This window comes from Burkholderia sp. S-53 (assembly GCF_025560745.1).
Classification (GTDB): Bacteria; Pseudomonadota; Gammaproteobacteria; order Burkholderiales; family Burkholderiaceae; genus Burkholderia; species Burkholderia pyrrocinia.
In genome coordinates this window covers 2,332,298-2,352,508 of the sequence record NZ_CP090483.1, presented here as the reverse complement: position 1 = coordinate 2,352,508, position 20,211 = coordinate 2,332,298, and the positions used below count along the sequence as shown (strand labels likewise).

At 68.5% G+C, this 20,211-nt stretch carries 15 protein-coding genes; 7 read left to right on the top strand and 8 right to left on the bottom strand.

Going from position 1 to position 20,211, the window contains the following annotated elements:
* Positions 1–6 precede the first annotated feature (6 nt).
* Entirely contained in the window at positions 7–273 is a 267-nt protein-coding gene (locus LXM88_RS15840) for a DUF2866 domain-containing protein (RefSeq protein WP_262533740.1), read from the top strand.
* Between the two features lie 164 nt (positions 274–437).
* Here the strand turns inward: LXM88_RS15840 and LXM88_RS15835 are convergent, their stop codons facing one another.
* On the bottom strand, positions 438–2,369 hold the full coding sequence (locus tag LXM88_RS15835; protein WP_262533737.1) for an ATP-binding cassette domain-containing protein: 1,932 nt from the start codon (positions 2,367–2,369) through the stop codon (positions 438–440).
* 136 nt (positions 2,370–2,505) lie between these two features.
* Here LXM88_RS15835 and LXM88_RS15830 point away from each other — a divergent pair, with 136 nt between their 5' ends.
* Positions 2,506–2,985, top strand: a complete 480-nt coding sequence (locus tag LXM88_RS15830; protein ID WP_262533734.1) for a glutathione peroxidase — start codon at positions 2,506–2,508, stop codon at positions 2,983–2,985.
* Positions 2,986–3,047: 62 nt separating this feature from the next.
* Here LXM88_RS15830 and cls read toward each other — a convergent pair whose 3' ends face one another.
* From cls to dapC, 6 genes are all read right to left on the bottom strand, one after another.
* Positions 3,048–4,496, bottom strand: coding sequence for a cardiolipin synthase (gene cls / locus LXM88_RS15825; protein ID WP_262533732.1), 1,449 nt, complete (start codon positions 4,494–4,496; stop codon positions 3,048–3,050).
* A 112-nt stretch (positions 4,497–4,608) separates the two neighbouring features.
* Complete coding sequence (gene prmB / locus LXM88_RS15820; protein WP_174382554.1) at positions 4,609–5,517, bottom strand: 50S ribosomal protein L3 N(5)-glutamine methyltransferase; 909 nt, start codon at positions 5,515–5,517, stop codon at positions 4,609–4,611.
* An 11-nt stretch (positions 5,518–5,528) separates the two neighbouring features.
* Complete coding sequence (gene dapE, locus LXM88_RS15815) at positions 5,529–6,668, bottom strand: succinyl-diaminopimelate desuccinylase (RefSeq protein WP_262533728.1); 1,140 nt, start codon at positions 6,666–6,668, stop codon at positions 5,529–5,531.
* Positions 6,669–6,758: 90 nt separating this feature from the next.
* On the bottom strand, positions 6,759–7,127 hold the full coding sequence (locus tag LXM88_RS15810; protein WP_096471214.1) for an ArsC family reductase: 369 nt from the start codon (positions 7,125–7,127) through the stop codon (positions 6,759–6,761).
* Positions 7,127–7,954 (bottom strand): 2,3,4,5-tetrahydropyridine-2,6-dicarboxylate N-succinyltransferase, encoded by an 828-nt coding sequence (gene dapD, locus LXM88_RS15805; RefSeq protein ID WP_262533724.1) that lies wholly within the window; start codon positions 7,952–7,954, stop codon positions 7,127–7,129. Before dapD ends, LXM88_RS15810 begins: the two co-directional genes overlap by 1 nt.
* 44 nt (positions 7,955–7,998) lie before the next feature.
* On the bottom strand, positions 7,999–9,231 hold the full coding sequence (gene dapC / locus LXM88_RS15800; RefSeq protein ID WP_262533721.1) for a succinyldiaminopimelate transaminase: 1,233 nt from the start codon (positions 9,229–9,231) through the stop codon (positions 7,999–8,001).
* 159 nt (positions 9,232–9,390) lie between these two features.
* On the opposite strand from dapC, the gene LXM88_RS15795 reads away from it, so the two are divergent.
* From LXM88_RS15795 to def, 5 genes are all read left to right on the top strand, one after another.
* The gene (locus tag LXM88_RS15795; protein ID WP_262533719.1) at positions 9,391–10,332 is read left to right on the top strand and encodes a DMT family transporter; all 942 of its coding nucleotides are present in this window, start codon (positions 9,391–9,393) and stop codon (positions 10,330–10,332) included.
* Between the two features lie 139 nt (positions 10,333–10,471).
* Positions 10,472–13,984 (top strand): chromosome segregation protein SMC, encoded by a 3,513-nt coding sequence (smc, locus tag LXM88_RS15790; RefSeq protein ID WP_262533717.1) that lies wholly within the window; start codon positions 10,472–10,474, stop codon positions 13,982–13,984.
* An 85-nt stretch (positions 13,985–14,069) separates the two neighbouring features.
* Entirely contained in the window at positions 14,070–15,353 is a 1,284-nt protein-coding gene (locus tag LXM88_RS15785) for a cell division protein ZipA C-terminal FtsZ-binding domain-containing protein (RefSeq protein ID WP_262533714.1), read from the top strand.
* Positions 15,354–15,519: 166 nt separating this feature from the next.
* On the top strand, positions 15,520–17,595 hold the full coding sequence (ligA, locus tag LXM88_RS15780; RefSeq protein ID WP_262533712.1) for an NAD-dependent DNA ligase LigA: 2,076 nt from the start codon (positions 15,520–15,522) through the stop codon (positions 17,593–17,595).
* A complete protein-coding gene (def, locus tag LXM88_RS15775) occupies positions 17,592–18,125 on the top strand; it encodes a peptide deformylase (protein WP_262533708.1) in 534 nt (177 codons plus the stop codon). The genes ligA and def overlap by 4 nt, the downstream gene beginning before the upstream one ends.
* A gap of 106 nt (positions 18,126–18,231) precedes the next feature.
* On the opposite strand, the gene LXM88_RS15770 is transcribed toward def, so the two are convergent.
* Complete coding sequence (locus tag LXM88_RS15770) at positions 18,232–20,202, bottom strand: pseudouridine synthase (protein ID WP_262533705.1); 1,971 nt, start codon at positions 20,200–20,202, stop codon at positions 18,232–18,234.
* Between the last annotated feature and the right edge of the window lie 9 nt (positions 20,203–20,211).

Genomic DNA, 20,211 nt, shown 5'->3' with positions numbered 1-20,211 from the left:
GAACCTATGTTGAAATCGTATGGGGAAGCGCCGGGCGGACGCCTTTACAACCTGCGTGGCTGCCGCGTGTCGGAGCCGATTCGCCAGCCCTGGGGCGGCGGATGCCGGATCGTCGAATGGATCGACGACGAAGGGCGCCTGGCACGCAAGGTCGTGTCCGAGGACGTGACCGAAGCGGAGGTCGCCGCGGCGATCCGGCGGCCGACCGAAGGGCGCCGGTATCTGATGGGTGACGACGAACAGCTGCCGCGCGACACGTTGCCGCGGCGCTGAGCCGCCAGGCGGCTAGCGGTCGGCGAACGACGGCAATGAACAGGCCGGGCCAGTGCGCCCGGCCTTGTTGCATCCGGGCCCTGTGCGGGCCGGATGGTTTGTCGAAGAACCCGCTCGCCGGCACGCCGGGCTGGCGGCACTGGCCGGCGGTACGGCGGCCGCGTTCAGCCGATCTGTTCGAGTTCTTCGTGCGCGACGAGCCAGTCGGCCTCGACCGTTTCGAGACGCGTGTTGACGTCCCCGAGCTTGCGGATCGCGTCGGTCAGCTCCGTCTTGCGCGCGGGCTCGTAGCTTGCCGGATCGGCGACGAACGCGTCGAGGCGCGCCTTCTCCGCGTGCAGTGTCTCCATTTCCTTTTCGAGCTTCGTGATGCGCGTCTGCAGCGGTTTTTTCAACACCGACAGGCGCTGCCGCTCCTCGGCGGCCAGACGTTTCTGGTCCTTGCGGTTCGCCGCGGCACCCGCGCCCGACGAAGCCGCGCTGTCGGCCTTTGCAGCCGCGCGCTGCTCGGCCGCGTGCTGCAGCAGCCAGTCGCGGTAGTCGTCGAGATCGCCGTCGAACGGCTGCAGCCGGTGCTTCGCGACCAGCATGAACTGGTCGGTCGTCGCGCGCAGCAGGTGGCGGTCGTGCGAGACGAGGATCAGCGTGCCTTCGAACTGCGCGAGCGCCATCGTCAGCGCGTGACGCGTTTCGAGATCGAGGTGGTTCGTCGGTTCGTCGAGCAGCAGCAGGTTCGGCTTCTGCCAGATGATCAGCGCGAGCGCGAGGCGCGCTTTCTCGCCGCCCGAGAACGGGCCGACGGCGCTGGTCGCCATATCGCCCGAGAAATTGAAACCGCCGAGGAAGTCGCGCAGTTCCTGCTCGCGCGTGTCGGGTGCGAGCCGCGCAAGATGCGCGAGCGGCGAATCGTCCTCGCGCAGCGTTTCGAGCTGGTGCTGCGCGAAATAGCCGATCGTCAGCCCCTTGCCCTCGCGGACGTCGCCCGACAGCGGCGCGAGCGTGCCGGCCAGCGTCTTGATCAGCGTCGACTTGCCCTGGCCGTTCGCGCCGAGCAGCCCGATGCGCTGCCCGTTCTGGATCGACAGCGCCACACGTTCGACGATCGGGATGTCCGCGCCGTCGTCGGCATGGTAGCCGCAGCGGACGTCTTCCATCACCATCATCGGGTTCGGCGCCGCGTCGGGCGTGCGGAATTCGAACGTGAACGGCGACGCGATGTGCGCGGGCGCGATCAACTCCATCTTCTCGAGCGCCTTCATCCGGCTTTGCGCCTGTTTGGCCTTGGTGGCCTTGGCCTTGAAGCGGTCGACGAAGCTCTGCAGGTGCTCGATCGTCTTCTGCTGCTTTTCGTATGCGTTTTGCTGCAGCGCCAGTTGCTGCGCGCGCAGCACTTCGAATTGCGAGTAGTTGCCGCCGTAACGCTTTACCTGACGGTTTTCCAGGTGCAGCGTGACGTTGCAGATCGAATCGAGGAATTCGCGGTCGTGCGAGATCACGACGAGCGTGCCGGGGTAGCGGTGCAGCCAGTCTTCGAGCCAGACGATCGCGTCGAGGTCGAGGTGGTTGGTCGGTTCGTCGAGCAGCAGCAGGTCGGAGCGGCACATCAGCGCCTGCGCGAGGTTCAGGCGCATGCGCCAGCCGCCGGAGAAGCTGGCGACGGGTTCGCGCGTCTGCGCGAGCGTGAAGCCGAGGCCGAGCAGCAGCGCTTCGGCGCGGGCGGGCGCGGTGTAGCCGTCGGCGTCGGCGAAGGCCGCGTGCGCGTCGGCTTCGGCGGCGCCGTCATGCGCGGCGGACGCGGCGGCGATGCGCGCCTCGATCTCGCGCAGCGCGGCGTCGCCGTCGAGCGTGTAATCGAGCGCCGAGCGGTCGACCGCGGGCGTTTCCTGCGACACATGGGCGATCCGCCACGACGGCGGCATCGCGAAATCGCCGGCGTCCGAGTGCAGCTCGCCGCGCAGGACCGCGAACAGCGTCGACTTGCCGGCGCCATTCGCGCCGATCAGGCCGGCTTTCTCGCCGGGATTGAGTACGAACGAGGTCGACTCGAACAGCGGCTTCGTGCCGCGCGCTAGGCTGAACTGATTGAAACGGATCACGGCGGAAATGACTGGCGAAAACCGCTATTCTAGACTGCGCGCCGCTCGTGCCGGGCATCGGCCGCTCGGCGGATGCCGCAACGGTGCATTTTGGCCTAGACTCCACGTCGAACCGGTTTCGTAAAAGGAGTGCCCGATGTCCACCCTGTATTCGTTCAACGCAGAGACGCTCGCCGGTGCGCCGGTATCGCTCGATGCGTATCGCGGCAAGGTGCTGCTGATCGTCAACACGGCGAGCGAGTGCGGTTTCACGCCGCAATACGCGGGCCTGCAGAAGCTGTACGACCAGTACGCGGCGCGCGGCTTCTTCGTGCTCGGCTTCCCGTGCAACCAGTTCGGCAAGCAGGAGCCCGGCGACGCCGCGCAGATCGGCGCGTTCTGCGAGCGCAATTACGGCGTCTCGTTCCCGATGTTCGGGAAGATCGACGTGAAGGGCGATCATGCGCATCCGCTGTACCGCTACCTGACCGACGAGGCGCCCGGCATTCTCGGCCTCAAGGCGATCAAGTGGAATTTCACGAAATTCCTGGTCGACCGCGACGGGCGCATCGTCAAGCGCTACGCACCGTCGACCAAGCCCGACGAAATCGCCGCGGATATCGACAAGCTGCTGTGACGGCGGCCGGCGGTGTTTGCAGCGCCGGTGCGGATCGCGCGGGCGCTGCAGGCCCCCTGCGGTTACAGGATCGGCGCGAACAGCCGCGCGACGTGCATCGCGATTCGCCGCCATGCGGGCGACCGGCGGTATTCGTTCGCATCGACCTCGTACGCCTGCGCGAAGTCGGCATCGAGCATCGTCTCGACCTCGTCGGCGAATGCGCGGTCGACGGTCAGCACCATGATCTCGAAGTTGAGGCGGAACGAGCGGTTGTCGAGATTCGCGCTGCCGATCGCCGCCGCGATGCGGTCGATCAGAACGACTTTCTGGTGCAGGAAGCCGGGCCGGTAGCGGAACACCTTGACGCCTGCATCGACCAGGTCGCGCGCGTACAGCTTCGACGCCTCGAACACCACGTAGTGATCGCGCCGGCTCGGGATCAGGATGCGCACGTCGACGCCGCGCATCACCGCGAGCTTCAGCGCGGAGATCACGGCTTCGTCGGGCACGAGATACGGCGTGGTGATCCAGACCCGCTCGCGCGCGGCATTGATCGCCTCGACGAAGAACAGCGAGCCGGTTTCCTGCTTGTCGGCCGGCCCCATCGGCACCGCGAGGCAATGCATGGCGTCGCCGGGCTGTGCGGGCGGCGGCAGCGCGAGCGGCGGCAGCTTCTGCGTCGCCCAGTGCCAGTCTTCTGCGAACACGTACTGGATGCTCGCGACCACCGGGCCGCGAATCTCGATGTGCGTGTCGCGCCACGGCGACAGGCGCGGCTTCGCGCCGAGATATTCGACGCCGACGTTGTGGCCGCCGACGAACGCGCGATTGCCGTCGACGACGACGATCTTGCGATGATTGCGGAAGTTGAGCTGGAAGCGGTTCACGAACTTGCGATTGGTCGCGAACGGATGGACCTCGACGCCGCCCCGGCGCAGCGAGTCGACGTAGCTGTGCGGCAGGTCGAAGCTGCCGATGCTGTCGTACAGCAGGCAACAGCGCACGCCGGCCGCCGCGCGCGCCAGCAGCGCGTCGCGCAGCATCTGGCCGAGCGCATCGTCGCGCACGATGAAGAACTGGACGACCACGTAGTCGCGCGCGGCGTCGATCGCCGACAGGATTGCCGAGAACGTCGCGTCGCCGTTCACGAGCGTGCGCACCGAATTGCCGCCGAGGAACGGCATGCCGCCGAGCCGCGTGAGCGCGAGCACGGCGGCCTGGCCGAGCGCGTCGGCGGCCGGCCCGTCGGTCGCGTCTGCCGCGTCGGTACCGAGCCACGGCGAGCGCGGTGTGTGCGTGCGCAACAGTTCCAGCTCGTGGCGCCGTGCATCGACGTAGCCGGAGAACTTGCTGCGGCCGAGGAACAGGTACGGAACGAGCGTCAGGTACGGCATCGCGGCGAGCGAGACGGCCCACGCGATCGCGCCTTGCGACGTGCGCGTGTTCATGACCGCGTGGCACGCCGCGACGATCCCGAGCACGTGGATGGTCAGGATCAGGGTGCCGAGATGTAGCCAGTCGAGGGTCATGGGCGCGTAACGGACTCCTGGGGTCGTGCGGCGCGGCGGCCGCTTACGCGCATCTTACCCAACCGTGCGGCGCAGCGGTGCGCGTTGCCGCACGGAAGGGGCGCCCGGAGGCTCAGGCCTTGCGCGGCAGGTCCGACGCCTGGATCAGGAACACGGTGTCGTCGCCCGCGCTGGTGGGCAGCCACGTGAGTTCGAGGCCGCCGAACGCAGCTTCGACGTGCTCGCGCTCGTTGCCGATCTCGACGACGAGCACGCCGTCGTCGTGCAGCCAGCGGTGTGCTTCGGCGACGATGCGTCGCACGATGTCCATCCCGTCGTCGCCGCCCGCGAGCGCCATTTCCGGCTCGTGCCGGTATTCGGGCGGCAGCGCGGCCATCGACGACGCGTTCACGTACGGCGGGTTCGTCAGGATCACGTCGTAACGCGAGCCGGGGTCGGTACGGAACGCGGGCAGCGGCGCGTAGAGGTCGCCGCGGTGCAGTGCGACGCGGTCTTCGAGGCCGTAGTCGCGTACGTTGATCTCCGCGACTTCGAGTGCCTTGTCGGACAGGTCGACCGCATCGATCTCGGCGTTCGGGAACGCGCTCGCCGCGAGGATCGCGAGGCAGCCGGAGCCCGTGCACAGTTCGAGCACCGCGCCGACCTGCTCGGGATCGGCCACATACGGCTGCAGCCCGTCGTCGAGCAGTTCGCCGATGAACGAGCGCGGCACGATCACACGTTCGTCGACGTAGAAGCGGTGGCCATGCATCCATGCTTCGTGCGTGAGATACGCGGCCGGCACGCGGTCGGTCGCGCGCCGTTCGATCACCGCGAGCACGGCCGCGATTTCGTCGGGCAGCAGCCGCGCGTCGAGGAACGGCTCGAGCGTATCGAGCGGCAGGTCGAGCGTGCGCAGCACGAGGTAGGCCGCTTCGTCGTACGCATTGTCGGAGCCGTGGCCGAACGCGAGCTGCGCCTTCGAGAAGCGCGTGACCGCATAGCGCAGCAGGTCGCGAACAGTTGCAAAAGGTGTCGTCATGCGAGGCTCCATCAGGCGATCAGTTGTTCGAGCACGCGGCGGTACACGTTCTTCAGCGGGTCGACGAAGCGCACTTCGATGTGCTCGTCGATCTTGTGGATGCTGCCGTTCGGCGGGCCGAACTCGATCACCTGCGGGCAGATGCGCGCGATGAAGCGGCCGTCCGACGTGCCGCCGGTGGTCGACAGTTCGGTCGTGATGCCGGTCTCGGTGCGAATCGCGTTTTCGAGCGCGTTCGACAGTTCGCCGCGCGGCGTGAGGAACGGCAGGCCGCTCACCGACCACTTCAGCGTGTATTCGAGGCCGTGCTTGTCGAGGATCGCGTGCACGCGTGCCTGCAGGCCCTCGACCGTGCTGGCGGTCGAAAAACGGAAATTGAACAGCAGGTCGACGTGGCCGGGGATCACGTTGGTCGCGCCGGTGCCGGCGTGCAGGTTCGACACTTGCCAGGTGGTCGGCGGGAAGTATTCGTTGCCTTCGTCCCACTGCTCGACGGCGAGCTCGGCGAGTGCCGGCGCGAGCAGGTGGATCGGGTTCTTCGCGAGGTGCGGATACGCGATGTGGCCCTGCACGCCCTTGACGACCAGTTCGCCCGACATCGACCCGCGGCGGCCGTTCTTGACGACGTCGCCGAGCTCGGCGGTCGACGTCGGCTCGCCGACGATGCAGTAGTCGACGCGTTCGCCGCGGGCCTGCAGCAGTTCGACGACCTTCACGGTGCCGTCGGTGGCCGGGCCTTCCTCGTCGCTCGTGATCAGGAACGCGATCGCGCCGCGGTGGCCGGGATGGGCCGCGACGAATTCCTCGGACGCGACGACGAACGCCGCGAGCGACGTCTTCATGTCGGCCGCGCCGCGGCCGTACAGCTTGCCGTCGCGATGTGCGGGGATGAACGGCGGCGAGGTCCACTGTTCGAGCGGGCCGGTCGGCACGACGTCGGTGTGGCCCGCGAACGCGAGCAGCTTGCCGTCGCGGCCGTCGGTGCCGCGCTTGACGGCCCACAGGTTGGTCACGCCGTGCGACGCGATGGTCTCGCATTCGAAGCCGAGCGCGGTGAGGCGCTCGGTCATGATCTGCTGGCAATGCTGGTCGTCGGGCGTCACGGACGCGCGGGCGATCAGCTGTTCGGTAAGGGCTAGGGTGGCGGACATGGTTCGGACCACTTTCGATAAAAAATGCCGGCACGGTGGCCGGCAGCGACAAGACGTCGGGCTGCGCCGGCGGGCGCAGCGCGGGCGGCCCTATGCGGCAAACAGCGCCGCGTATTGATCGGCCGCGAAGCCGAGCGATTTCACGCGGCCGTTGACGACCAGCACGGGGCGCTTGATGACCGACGGCTTGTGGGTCATCAGCGCGACCGCACCGGTCTTCGTTTCGGCGGCCGCCTTCATCGCGTCGTCCAGGCCGCGCCACGTGGTGCCGCGCTTGTTCACGAGCGCGTCGAGCGACACGTCCTTCAGCCAGTCTTCGATCAGCGGCGCGCTGACGCCGAGCTTCTTGAAATCGTGGAACTCGAATTCGACGCCGTGATCGTCGAGCCACACGCGGGCCTTCTTCACGGTGTCGCAGTTCGGAATGCCGTAGACGACCACGGTGTGCGGCTTCGCCATCAGTCGCCTCGCAGCAGCTCGTTCAGGCCGACCTTCGCGCGGGTCTTCGCGTCGACCTTCTTGACGATCACCGCGCAGTACAGGCTGTGCGAGCCGTCCTTCGACGGCAGGTTGCCGGCAACGACGACCGAGCCGGCCGGGATGCGGCCGTAGCTGACTTCGCCAGTCTCGCGGTCGTAGATCTTCGTGCTCTGGCCGAGGTACACGCCCATCGAGATCACCGAGTTTTCCTCGACGATCACGCCTTCGACGACTTCCGAGCGCGCGCCGATGAAGCAGTTGTCCTCGATGATGACGGGGTTCGCCTGCAGCGGCTCGAGCACGCCGCCGATGCCGACGCCGCCCGACAGGTGCACGTTCTTGCCGATCTGCGCGCACGAACCGACCGTGGCCCACGTGTCGACCATCGTGCCTTCGTCGACGTAGGCGCCGATGTTCGTGTACGACGGCATCAGCACGACGTTCTTCGCGATGAACGAGCCGCGGCGCGCGATGGCCGGCGGGACGACGCGGAAACCGCCCGCGGCGAAGTCTTCAGCCGTGTAGTTCGCGAACTTCGACGGCACCTTGTCGTAGAACTGCGAATAGCCGCCGGCCGGCATCGGCGTGTTGTCCTCCAGGCGGAACGACAGCAGCACGGCCTTCTTCAGCCACTGGTGCACGGTCCAGTTGCCGTCGATTTTCTCGGCGACGCGCAGCGCACCCTTGTCGAGTTGCTCGATCGCGTGCGCGACGGCCTCGCGGACGTCGGCGGGTGCGGCCTTCGGCGACAGCTCGGCGCGGTTGTCCCAGGCGGTATCGATGATTTGCTGAAGTTGTTGCGACATGTTCGTTTTCGCAGGAGATGGATGGAATTGATCGGGATGGACGATTACCGCGCGAGAGAACGGCAGAAATCGACGATGCGTTGCGCGCCCTCGACGCATTCGGGGGTGCCCGCGACGAGCGCGATCCGGATGAAATCGCGGCCCGGGTTGGTACCGTGCGCATCGCGCGCGAGGTACGAGCCGGGCAGAACCGTCACATTATAGTCGGCGTACAGGCGGCGGGCGAACTCGGTGTCCGACAGCCCGGTGCGCGACACGTTGGCCCACAGGTAGAACGCGGCGTCGGGCAGCGTCACGTCGATCACGTCGGCGAGCATCGGCGTGACCGTATTGAACTTCTGCAGGTACAGCGCGCGGTTCTCGCGCACGTGCGCCTCGTCGTTCCACGCGGCGATGCTCGCGTGCTGCCAGACCGGCGACAGCGCCGCGCCGTGGTACGTGCGGTACAGCAGGAATTTCTTCAGCAGCGCCGCGTCGCCGGCGACGAAGCCCGAGCGCATGCCCGGCACGTTCGAGCGCTTCGACAGGCTCGACAGCATCACGAGGCGCTCGAAGCCGCGGCCGAGGCGGTGCGCGGCCTCGAGGCCGCCGAGCGGCGGCGCCGCTTCGTCGAAATAGATCTCCGAATAGCATTCGTCGGACGCGATCACGAAACCGTGGCGGTCGGACAGCGCGAACAATTCGCGCCAGTCGTCGAGCGTCAGCACGGCGCCCGTCGGGTTGCCCGGCGAGCACACGTACAGCAGCTGCGTGCGCGCCCAGACGTCGTCGGGCACGGCCGCGTAGTCGCACGCGAAGTTGCGGGCCGGGTCGCTGTTCGCGAAATAGGGTTCGGCACCGGCCAGTAGCGCCGCGCCTTCGTAAATTTGATAGAAAGGATTCGGACAGAGTACGATCGCCTTCTCGCCGTGCCCGGACGGGCGCGCGTCAATCACGGTTTGCGCGAGCGAGAACAGCGCCTCGCGCGACCCCGACACGGGCAGCACCTGCGTGGCCGGATCGATTGCCGGCAACCCGTAGCGGCGCTCGAGCCAGTGCGCGATCGACGTGCGCAGCGCGTCCGAGCCGGCCGTGGCCGGGTACGACGCGAGGCCGTCGAGCGCGGCCACCACGGCGTCGCGGATCAGCGCCGGAGTCGGGTGCTTGGGCTCGCCGATGCCGAAGCTGATCGGTTTGAGGTCGCCGGAGGGCGTCACGTCCTTGAACAGGGCGCGCAGCTTTTCGAAGGGATAGGGCTGGAGCGAGTCGAGTCGAGGGTTCACGGGCGAAGCGGCCATCGCGGCCGGTTGGAGCGAAAGAAGCGGCGGGCGTGCCGCGCGGCTGCGAACGGGCGCCGACGGCGCGCGGGTCGCAACGAATGATTATAGCGTGACGGAATGCGGTCACGGCCCGCCGGAACGGCGGCCGGGCCGGTGGAATAAAGGGTATCGAAACAAATGAATAATGCGGTACGCGGCAGCCTGCCGACGCTGGCCATCCTGATCGGTGCGTCGGTATGGGGCCTGATCTGGTATCCGCTGCGGATCCTCGCGTCGCTCGGCGTGACGGGCACGCTGGCGAGCGCGCTGACGAGCCTCGTCGCGTTCCTGTTCGTGATCGTCACGCGGCACCGCACGATCGCGACGCTGCGCTGGCACTGGGTGCTGCCGGGCATCGCGGTCACGGCCGGCGTGACGAACCTCGGTTTCGTATGGGGCACGATCCACGGCGAAGTGCTGCGCGTGATGCTGCTGTTCTACCTGACCCCCGCATGGACCGCGATCTACGCGCACTTCCTGCTGCGCGAGCGGTTGACCTGGGCCGGCGCGGGGCTGGCGGCGCTGTCGATCGGCGGCGCGATGCTGATGCTGTGGTCGCCGAAGCTCGGCATGCCGCTGCCGGCCAACCCGGCCGAATGGGCTGGTCTCGCGGCCGGGCTGAGCTTCGCGATGAGCAACGTGCTCGTGATCAAGGCGAGCCGCGAGCTGCCCGGGATGCGCGCGGAGATGCGTACCGCGACGCTGTTCGGCGGCGCGGCGGTGTTCGGCGCGGTCGCGTCGCTGTTCGAAGGGCTGCCGGCCGCGCCGGCGGGCAGCCAGCTCGGCGTCGCCGCGCTGATCGTCGCCGCGATCGGCGTGACGATGGCGGCGAACAACCTGCTCGTGCAATACGGCCTCGCGCGGGTGCCGGCGAACCGCGCGTCGATCATCATGCTGTTCGAGATCGTGATCACCGCGCTGTCGGCGTGGGTGTTCGCGAACGAGCTGCCGACCGCGCGCGAGTGGGCGGGCGGCGTGTGCATCGTGCTGGCGACGCTGCTGTCCAGCCGGGTCCATCGTGCCGCGCCGGCACCGGACAAACCCGGCGACGGTCGGGACGGCGCACGCGCGATGGTATGATGGAAGCCGTTTGCGGGGCCCAACGCTGGATGCGCGCGGCCCCGCTTTTGAATTCCGGGGCGCGTCGCGCGCATGGGCCGTCCGGCCCCGCGCAGCACGGCCCCGTCCGTTTCACACCTTCTTCACATCCGATACCGCCGTGCGTCTGAGCTCGATCAAACTCGCTGGCTTCAAATCCTTCGTCGATCCCACGCATTTCCAGGTTCCGGGCCAGCTTGTCGGCGTGGTGGGCCCGAACGGGTGCGGCAAGTCCAACATCATCGACGCCGTGCGCTGGGTGCTCGGCGAGTCGCGCGCGTCCGAGCTGCGCGGCGAGTCGATGCAGGACGTGATCTTCAACGGCTCGACCGCACGCAAGCCCGGCAGCCGGGCCAGCGTCGAGCTGATCTTCGACAACTCCGACGGCCGCGCGGCCGGGCAGTGGGGCCAGTACGGCGAAATCGCCGTGAAGCGCGTGCTGACGCGCGACGGCACGTCGAGCTACTACATCAACAACCTGCCGGCACGCCGCCGCGATATCCAGGACATCTTCCTCGGCACCGGCCTCGGGCCGCGTGCGTACGCGATCATCGGGCAGGGCATGATCGCGCGGATCATCGAGGCGAAGCCGGAAGAGCTGCGCGTGTTCCTCGAGGAAGCCGCGGGCGTGTCGAAGTACAAGGAACGCCGCCGCGAAACCGAGAACCGCCTGCACGACACGCGCGAGAACCTGACGCGCGTCGAGGACATCGTCCGCGAACTCGGCGCGAACCTCGAGAAGCTCGAGGCGCAGGCCGTCGTCGCGAACAAGTACAAGGAACTCGTCGCCGACGGCGAGGAGAAGCAGCGCCTGTTGTGGCTGCTGCGCAAGAACGAGGCCGCCGGCGAGCAGCAGAAGCAGCAGCGCGCGATCGAACAGGCGCAGATCGACCTCGAGGCGCAGACGGCGAAGCTGCGCGAGGTCGAGTCGCAGCTCGAGACGCTGCGCGTCGCGCATTACGCGGCGAGCGACGCGATGCAGGGTGCGCAGGGTTCGCTGTACGAGGCGAATGCCGAGGTGAGCCGCCTCGAAGCCGAGATCAAGTTCATCGTCGAATCGCGCAATCGCGTGCAGGCGCAGATCGCCGCGCTGAACGCGCAGCGCGAGCAATGGCGCGCGCAGGCCGAGAAGTCGCAGGACGAGCTCGAGGAAGCCGAAGAGGCGCGCGCGATGGCCGACGAGAAGGCCGCGCTCGCCGAGGACAACGCCGCCGCGAAGCACGACGCGCTGCCGGCGCTCGAGGCGAAGTGGCGCGACGCGCAGGCGCAGCTCAACGACGAGCGCGCGCGGATCGCGCAGACCGAACAGTCGCTGAAGCTCGAAGCCGCGCACCAGCGCAACGCCGACCAGCAGCTGCAGCAGCTTCAGCAGCGCCATGAGCGACTGAAGAGCGAAGCGGGCGGGCTCGACGCACCGGACGAGGCGCAGCTCGAGGAGTTGCGCATGCAGCTCGCCGAGCAGGAAGAAATCCTCGCCGAAGCGCAGGCGCGTCTTGCCGACGCGCAGGAGACGGTGCCACGCCTCGATGGTGAACGCCGTGCCGCGCAGGAGCGCGTGCAGGCCGAAGGCGCGCAGATTCACCAGCTCGAAGCGCGCCTCGCCGCACTGAAGCAGCTTCAGGAAAACGTGCAGACGGAAGGCAAGGTACAGCCGTGGCTCGACAAGCACGAGCTCGGCGCGCTGCCGCGCCTGTGGAAGAAGCTGCACGTCGAGGCGGGCTGGGAAGCGGCGCTCGAAGCCGTGCTGCGCGAGCGCCTCGCCGCGCTCGAAGTGTCGAATCTCGACTGGGTGAAGGCGTTCGCGACCGATGCGCCGCCCGCGAAGCTCGCGTTCTACGCACCGCCCGCGGCCGGCGAACCGCCCGCGGCGGTGGCCGGGCTGCGTCCGGTGCTGTCGCTCGTGCGCATCGACGACGCGGGCATTCGCGCGGTGCTGAACGACTGGCTCGGCAACGTCTATGTCGCCGACGACGTCGCGCAGGCGCTTGCGACCCGCACGCAATTGCCGGCAGGCGGTGCGTTCGTCGTCAAGGCCGGCCATATCGTCACGCGCGTCGGCGTGCAGTTGTACGCAGCCGATTCGGAGCAGGCCGGGATGCTGGCCCGCCAGCAGGAAATCGAAAACCTGACGCGCCAGGTGCGTGCGCAGGCGCTGCTCGCCGACGAGGCGCGCACGGCCGCGGTACGCGCGGAAGCCGCGCACACGCAGGCCACGCAGGCGCTCGGCGACGTGCGCGCGCAGGCCGAGCGTGCGACGCAGCGTGTGCACGCGCTGCAGATGGACGTGCTGAAGCTCGCACAGGCACACGAGCGTTATACGCAGCGCAGCACCCAGATCCGCGAGGAACTCGAGGAAATCGGTGCGCAGATCGAAGAACAGCGCGCGCTGCGTGCCGAGTCGGAGGCGAATTTCGAGCGCTTCGACGGCGAACTCGCGGAGCTGCAGGCGCGCTTCGAGGACAACCAGCTCGCGTTCGAATCGCTCGACGAATCGCTGACGCAGGCGCGTCAGGAAGCGCGCGACCTCGAGCGCGGCGCGAACGACGCGCGCTTTGCCGCACGCAACGCGGTGACCCGGATCGACGAGCTCAAGCGCAGCATCCAGGTCGCGCACGAGCAGAGCGAGCGCGTCGCCGCATCGCTGGAAGACGCGCGCGCCGAACTCGAGACGATCAACGAACAGACCGCGCATACGGGCCTGCAGGACGCGCTCGAGATTCGCGCGGTGAAGGAAGAGGCGCTGCAGGCCGCGCGGATCGAGCTCGACGACCTGACCGCGAAGCTGCGCGCGTCGGACGAGCAGCGTCTCGTCGCCGAGCGTTCGCTGCAGCCGCTGCGCGACCGCATTACCGAACTGCAGCTGAAGGAGCAGGCCGCGCGCCTGGCCGTCGAGCAGTTCGCCGAGCAGCTCGCGACGGCAGAAGTCGACGAGGCCGCGCTGCTCGAGAAGCTGACGCCGGACCTGAAGCCGTCGTACCTGCAGGGCGAGGTCACGCGGCTCAACAACGCGATCAACGCGCTCGGCCCGGTGAACATGGCCGCGCTCGACGAGCTGAAGGCTGCGAGCGAGCGCAAGGTGTTCCTCGACGCTCAATCGGCCGACCTGATCGACGCGATCACGACGCTCGAGGACGCGATCCACAAGATCGACCAGGAAACCCGCACGCTGCTGCAGGGGACCTTCGACGAGGTCAACCGCCACTTCAGCGACCTGTTCCCGCGCCTGTTCGGCGGCGGTCAGGCGAAGCTGATCATGACGGGCGACGAGATCCTCGATGCCGGCGTGCAGGTGATGGCGCAGCCGCCCGGCAAGAAGAACGCGACGATTCACCTGCTGTCGGGCGGCGAAAAGGCGCTGACCGCGACCGCGCTGGTGTTCGCGATGTTCCAGTTGAACCCGGCGCCGTTCTGCCTGCTCGACGAGGTCGACGCGCCGCTCGACGACGCGAACACCGAACGTTTCGCGAATCTCGTGCGCGCGATGTCCGACAAGACGCAGTTCCTGTTCATCTCGCACAACAAGATCGCGATGGAGATGGCGCAGCAGCTGATCGGCGTGACGATGCAGGAGCAAGGCGTGTCGCGGATCGTGGCGGTGGACATGGAAACCGCAGCGGGCTTTGCCCAGAATTGACGTTTGACGAAACCGGACCGCGTTCGCGCGGCGCATGGGCGCCCGTTCGCGGTCCCGACGAAAAAGAATTGCTGATGGAGCGTGCATGGACGAGTTGACACTCGGTTTGATCGGCGCGGGCGCCGTCGTGGTGGGCGGCGTCGTGGTCTACAACGCATGGCAGGGCGCGAAGGTGCGGCGCAGGATGCCGCGCCCGATGCCGGAGGAAGCGGCCGAGGCGATGAACCGCCCCGAGCGCGAAGAAGAGTTGCCGTTCATCGAGCCGGTGCGTCAGCCGGTGCGCCGCGAGCCCGCGGCACCGGTCGCGGCGGCCGCGACGCCGGCCGAAGCCGCGCGCGTCGAGCCGACGTTCGGTGGCGCGGCACCGGCCGATATGCCGGCCGATCTGCAGGCCGAGGCAACCGGCGTCGACCTGTCGACCGAGTCGGCCGAACCGGCCGCCGGTGAAACAGCGGCGCCTGCCGCCGTGCACGAAGCGGCCGCCGAACCGGCCGAGCCGGCCGAGCCGGCCGAACCCGTGCTGCCGGCCGCGACGACGATCTCGTCGGCGCCGCCCGCGATCGTCGACCGCCGGATCGACTGCATCGTGCCGATCCGCCTCGCCGGGCCGCTGCCGGGCGACAAGATCCTGCCGGCCGCACAGCGGCTGCGCCGCGCCGGGAGCAAGCCGGTGCACATCGAAGGCAAGCCGGAAGGCGGCCAGTGGGAACTGCTGCAGAACGGCGTGCGCTACGACGAACTGCGCGCGGCCGCGCAGCTCGCGAACCGCAGCGGCGCGCTGAACGAGCTCGAGTTCTCCGAATTCGTGACGGGCGTCCAGCAGTTCGCCGACGCGATCGACGGCGCGCCGGAATTCCCGGACATGATGGAAACGGTGGCGATGGCGCGCGAACTCGACGCGTTTGCCGCGCAGTGCGACGCGCAACTGTCGATCAACGTGATGTCGGACGGCGCGCCGTGGTCGGCGAATTACGTGCAGGCGGTCGCGTCGCAGGACGGGTTGCTGCTGTCGCGCGACGGCACGCGTTTCGTGAAGCTCGACGCGAAGCAGAACCCCGTGTTCATGCTGCAGTTCGGCGACACGAATTTCCTGCGCGACGACCTCACGTACAAGGGCGGCAACATGATCACGCTGGTGCTCGACGTGCCGGTCGCCGAAGAGGACATCCTGCCGTTCCGGCTGATGTGCGATTACGCGAAGTCGCTGTCCGAGCGGATCGGCGCGCGGGTCGTCGACGATTCGCGCCGGCCGCTGCCGGAGTCGACGCTGCTCGCGATCGAGCAGCAGTTGATGAAGCTGTACGCGAAGCTCGAGGAAGCCGGCATTCCGGCCGGTTCGCCGGTCACGCGCCGCCTCTTCAGCCAGTAACGCGATGGCGCGGACGGCGGGCGTCGGCACCGTCGTTCGCCGTTGCGGCGCACGCCTTTTCGTGTGCGCTGCAGCACGTTCATCCGGCGTGCATTGCACGCCCCGCAGCGGCGTCAAACTGAGATAATCGGGCATCCGATTTTCTCAGAGCGAATCTGCCGCCAGCATGGCCCGAACCCAAGCCGAACCGCCAGCCAGCCAGCCCGACGAGCGCGCCGCGTGGCTGCGCGACCAACTCGAGCGGGCGAACTACGCCTACTACGTGCTCGACCAGCCGGATCTGCCCGACGCCGAATACGATCGGCTGTTCCGCGAACTGCAGCAACTCGAAACCGACCATCCCGAACTCGTGACGCCCGATTCGCCGACGCAGCGCGTCGGTGGCGAAGCGGCCGGCGGCTTCACGCCGGTGGTCCACGACGCGCCGATGCTGTCGCTGAACAACGGCTTCGCCGACGAGGACATCGCCGCGTTCGACAAGCGCGTCGCCGATGCGCTCGACAAGACGACCGATCTCGCCGGTTCGGTGACGGAGCCGGTCGAATACGCGTGCGAGCTCAAGTTCGACGGGCTCGCGATTTCGCTGCGCTACGAGCGCGGTGTGTTCGTGCAGGCGTCGACCCGCGGCGACGGCACGACCGGCGAGGACGTGACCGCGAACGTGCGCACGATCCGCTCGATCCCGCTGAAGCTGAAGGGCGACAACGTGCCGGCCGTGCTCGACGTGCGCGGCGAGGTGCTGATGTTCAAGCGCGATTTCGCACGCTTGAACGAACGCCAGCGCGCGGCCGAGCAGCGCGAATTCGCGAACCCGCGCAACGCGGCGGCCGGCAGCCTGCGCCAGCTCGACTCGAAGATCACCGCGCAGCGTCCGCTGTCGTTCTTCGCGTACGGAATCGGCGTGCTCGACGGGATGCCGATGCCCGACACGCACAGCGCGCTGCTCGACTGGTACGAAGCGCTCGGCCTGCCGGTGAACCGCGAGCGCGCGGTCGTGCACGGCGCCGACGGATTGCTCGGCTTCTTCGGCAAGATCGGCGAGAAGCGCGAGTCGCTGCCGTACGACATCGACGGCGTCGTCTACAAGGTCAACCGGCGCGACGAGCAGGAGCGCCTCGGCTTCGTGTCACGCGCGCCGCGCTTCGCGCTCGCGCACAAGTTCCCCGCACAGGAAGCGCTGACGAAGCTCGTCGCGATCGACGTGCAGGTCGGCCGCACCGGCGCGATCACGCCGGTCGCGCGCCTCGAGCCCGTGTTCGTCGGCGGCGCGACCGTGACCAACGCGACGCTGCACAACGAGGACGAGGTGCGCCGCAAGGACATCCGGATCGGCGATACCGTGATCGTGCGACGCGCGGGCGACGTGATCCCCGAGGTGGTCGGCGCGCTGCTCGACCGGCGTCCGGACGATGCGGCCGAATTCGTGATGCCGACCGAATGCCCGGTGTGCGGCTCGAAGATCGAGCGCCTGCCGGACGAGGCGATCGCGCGCTGCACGGGCGGCCTGTTCTGCCCGGCGCAGCGCAAGCAGGCGCTGTGGCACTTCGCGCAGCGCCGCGCGCTCGACATCGACGGGCTCGGCGAGAAGATCATCGACCAGCTCGTCGACCTGAATCTCGTGCGCACGCCGGCCGACCTGTTCAATCTCGGCTTCGCGACGCTCGCCGAGCTCGACCGGTTCGCCGAGAAGTCCGCGCAGAATTTGCTCGATTCGCTCGAGAAGGCGAAACACACGACGCTCGCACGCTTCATCTACGGGCTCGGCATCCGCCATGTCGGCGAATCGACCGCGAAGGATCTCGCGAAGCATTTCGGCTCGCTGACGCCGATCATGGACGCGTCGATCGAGGAACTGCTCGAGGTGAACGACGTCGGGCCGATCGTCGCCGAGTCGCTCCACCAGTTCTTCGCGGAAGAGCACAACCGGACCGTGATCGAGCAGTTGCGCGCGCCGGGCAAGGTGACGTGGGCCGAAGGGCCGCCCGCACCGAAGGCGCCGCAGGGCGTGCTGGCCGGCAAGACCGTCGTGCTGACCGGCACGCTGCCGACGCTCACGCGCGATGCCGCGAAGGAGATGCTCGAAGCGGCGGGCGCGAAAGTGGCCGGTTCGGTATCGAAGAAGACGGATTACGTGGTCGCGGGCGCCGAAGCCGGCAGCAAGCTCGCGAAGGCCGAGGAACTCGGCATCCCCGTGCTGGACGAAGACGGTCTGCACCAACTCCTGGAGGGCAATACGCCATGATTCGCGAGATCCTGAAGATGGGCGATCCGCGCCTGCTCGAAGTCGCCAAACCGGTCGAGCGGTTCGACACACCCGAGTTGCACGAGATCGTCGCGGACATGTTCGAGACGATGCACCACGCGAACGGCGCCGGGCTGGCCGCGCCGCAGATCGGCATCGGGCTGCAGATCATCATCTTCGGCTTCGGCAACAACAACCGCTACCCGGATGCGCCGCCGGTGCCCGAGACCGTGCTGATCAACCCGAAGATCGAATTCATGCCGCCGGACATGGAAGAGGGCTGGGAAGGCTGCCTGTCGGTGCCGGGCATGCGCGGCGTCGTCAGCCGCTATGCGAAGGTGCGCTACAGCGGCTTCGACCAGTTCGGCGCGAAGATCGACCGCGTCGCCGACGGTTTTCACGCTCGCGTGGTCCAGCATGAATACGATCACCTGATCGGCAAGCTGTATCCGATGCGGATCACCGACTTCACGCGCTTCGGCTTCACCGAGGTGTTGTTTCCGGGGCTCGATCCGGCGGCCGACGACTGATCGGCGCGCGGGGCGGCAGGCGTCCGGTTTCGCGTCGCTCGCCGGAAACGAAAAAGCCCGCTTGCGCGGGCTTTTTCGTTGCGTGGCACGTAGGGTGTGCCCGCGGTCAGAACGTCTCGTCGGCCGACAGATAGCGCCATTGCCCCTGCGGCAGTGCGCCGAGCATCACGCGGCCCATCCGCACGCGCTTGAGGCCGATCACTTCGAGGCCGACCAGTTCGCACATGCGGCGGATCTGGCGTTTCTTGCCTTCGCGCAGCACGAAGCGCAGTTGCTCGCCGTTCTGCCAGCTCACCATCGCGGGCTTCAGCGCGACGCCGTCGAGCTCGAGGCCGTGGCGCAGTTTCGCGAGCGATTCCGCCGGGAAGTGCTGGTCGATGTCGAGGAGCCGTTCGCCGAAGCGCACGCGCACCAGGTACTCCTTGTCGATGTCCGACTGCTCGCCGATCAGCTGCTTCGCGATCACGCCGTTCTGCGTCAGCACGAGCAGGCCGGTCGAATCGATGTCGAGCCGGCCGGCCGGCGCGAGCGCGTGCAGGTGCTGCGGCGAGAAGCGCAGCGGCGAATGGTCGCCGCTCCAGTGGTTCCCGCGCGTGATCAGCACGGCCGCGGGCTCATAGCCGTCTTCCGCCTGACCCGACACATAGCCGACCGGCTTGTGCAGCAGGATCGTCACCTGCGCGGCCTGCGCGGCGCTCGCGCGCTCGTCGATCTCGATCTTCTGGTCGGCGCGCACCTTGGTGCCGAGCGTGTCGATGCGTTCGCCGTCGACGAGCACCCAGCCCTTTTCGATCCACTCGTCGGCTTCGCGGCGCGAGCACATGCCGAGCTCGGACATCCGCTTCGACAGGCGCATCAGGCCCGTTTCGTCACCGTAATCGGTGTCGGCCGCCTGGCGCTTGACGGGTTGCGCGGTCTTCAGGCCCGCGCCGGGCGAGCGGCGTTCGCCGTCGCGTGCGGGGCGAGCCGGGCGGTCGCCGAAGCTGCGTTTCGCGCCTTCGCCGGCCGCCTTGTCGCGATAGGGCGCGCGCTTGCCGTCGTCAGCGCCTGCGCGGCGCGGACGTGCATCGTCGTCGCTGCGGCGGGCCGGGCGGTCGGACGGCGTACGGCGGTCGCCGAAGCTGCGCTTTGCGCCTTCGCCGGCCGCCTTGTCGCGATAGGGTGCGCGCTTGACGTCGTCGGCGCCTGCGCGACGCGGACGTGCATCGTCGTCGCTGCGGCGGGCCGGGCGATCGGAGGACGTACGACGCTCGCCGAAGCTGCGCTTTGCGCCTTCGCCAGCTGCCTGGTCGCGATAGGGTGCGCGCTTGCCTTCGTCGGCGCCTGCGCGGCGCGGACGTGCATCGTCGTCTTTGCGACGGGCCGGGCGGTCGGACGACGGACGGCGGTCATCGAAGCTGCGTTTCGCACCTTCGCCGGCTGCTTTGTCGCGATAGGGGGCGCGCGTGCCGCCTTCGGCGCCTGCACGACGCGGCCGTGCATCGTCATCGCCGCGACGGGGCGGTCGGTCGGACGACGTGCGGCGCTCGCCGTAGCTGCGCTTCGCGCCTTCGCCGGCTGCGTTGTCGCGATAAGGCGCACGCGCGCCGCCTTCGGCGCCTGCACGACGCGGCCGTGCATCGTCATCGCTGCGACGGGGCGGGCGATCGGACGACGGACGGCGGTCGCCGTAGCTGCGCTTCGCGCCTTCGCCGGCTGCATTGTCGCGATAGGGCGCGCGTGCGCCGCCTTCGGCACTGGCGCGGCGCGGCCGCGCATCGGCGTCGCTGCGACGGGGCGGGCGCGCGTCGGGCTTGCCCTCAGCGCCGCGATAGCCGCGTTCGGCACCGCCGTCGCGCGGCGCGCGCTTGGCCGTTGCGCGGTCCGCGCCCGGGCGCTCGGCGCCCGCGGCATCGCGCGGCTTGAACGAGCGTTCGCCGCCGGCTGCCGGGGACGCCTTCTTCGGGCGGGCCGGCTTGTCTCCCGCGGGCGGCGCAGCGGGGCGCACCGCCTTGCGGGCGACGAGGCTGCCGGAGCGGACAGGTGCGCGGGTCGGCGATGCCGGCCGCGGATTCTTGACGGTCAATTTGGTGCGCATAAACGCTGG

Excerpts from the sequence above, each read along its gene's own strand:
- LXM88_RS15830 (WP_262533734.1), top strand. The coding sequence starts at position 2,506 with ATGTCCACCCTGTATTCGTTCAACGCAGAGACGCTCGCCGGTGCGCCG.
- def (WP_262533708.1), top strand. The coding sequence starts at position 17,592 with ATGATTCGCGAGATCCTGAAGATGGGCGATCCGCGCCTGCTCGAAGTC.
- dapC (WP_262533721.1), bottom strand. The coding sequence starts at position 9,231 with ATGGCCGCTTCGCCCGTGAACCCTCGACTCGACTCGCTCCAGCCCTAT.
- prmB (WP_174382554.1), bottom strand. The coding sequence starts at position 5,517 with ATGACGACACCTTTTGCAACTGTTCGCGACCTGCTGCGCTATGCGGTC.
- LXM88_RS15795 (WP_262533719.1), top strand. The coding sequence starts at position 9,391 with ATGAATAATGCGGTACGCGGCAGCCTGCCGACGCTGGCCATCCTGATC.
- dapD (WP_262533724.1), bottom strand. The coding sequence starts at position 7,954 with ATGTCGCAACAACTTCAGCAAATCATCGATACCGCCTGGGACAACCGC.
- ligA (WP_262533712.1), top strand. The coding sequence starts at position 15,520 with ATGGCCCGAACCCAAGCCGAACCGCCAGCCAGCCAGCCCGACGAGCGC.
- LXM88_RS15770 (WP_262533705.1), bottom strand. The coding sequence starts at position 20,202 with ATGCGCACCAAATTGACCGTCAAGAATCCGCGGCCGGCATCGCCGACC.
- LXM88_RS15785 (WP_262533714.1), top strand. The coding sequence starts at position 14,070 with ATGGACGAGTTGACACTCGGTTTGATCGGCGCGGGCGCCGTCGTGGTG.
- cls (WP_262533732.1), bottom strand. The coding sequence starts at position 4,496 with ATGACCCTCGACTGGCTACATCTCGGCACCCTGATCCTGACCATCCAC.
- LXM88_RS15840 (WP_262533740.1), top strand. The coding sequence starts at position 7 with ATGTTGAAATCGTATGGGGAAGCGCCGGGCGGACGCCTTTACAACCTG.
- LXM88_RS15810 (WP_096471214.1), bottom strand. The coding sequence starts at position 7,127 with ATGGCGAAGCCGCACACCGTGGTCGTCTACGGCATTCCGAACTGCGAC.
- dapE (WP_262533728.1), bottom strand. The coding sequence starts at position 6,668 with ATGTCCGCCACCCTAGCCCTTACCGAACAGCTGATCGCCCGCGCGTCC.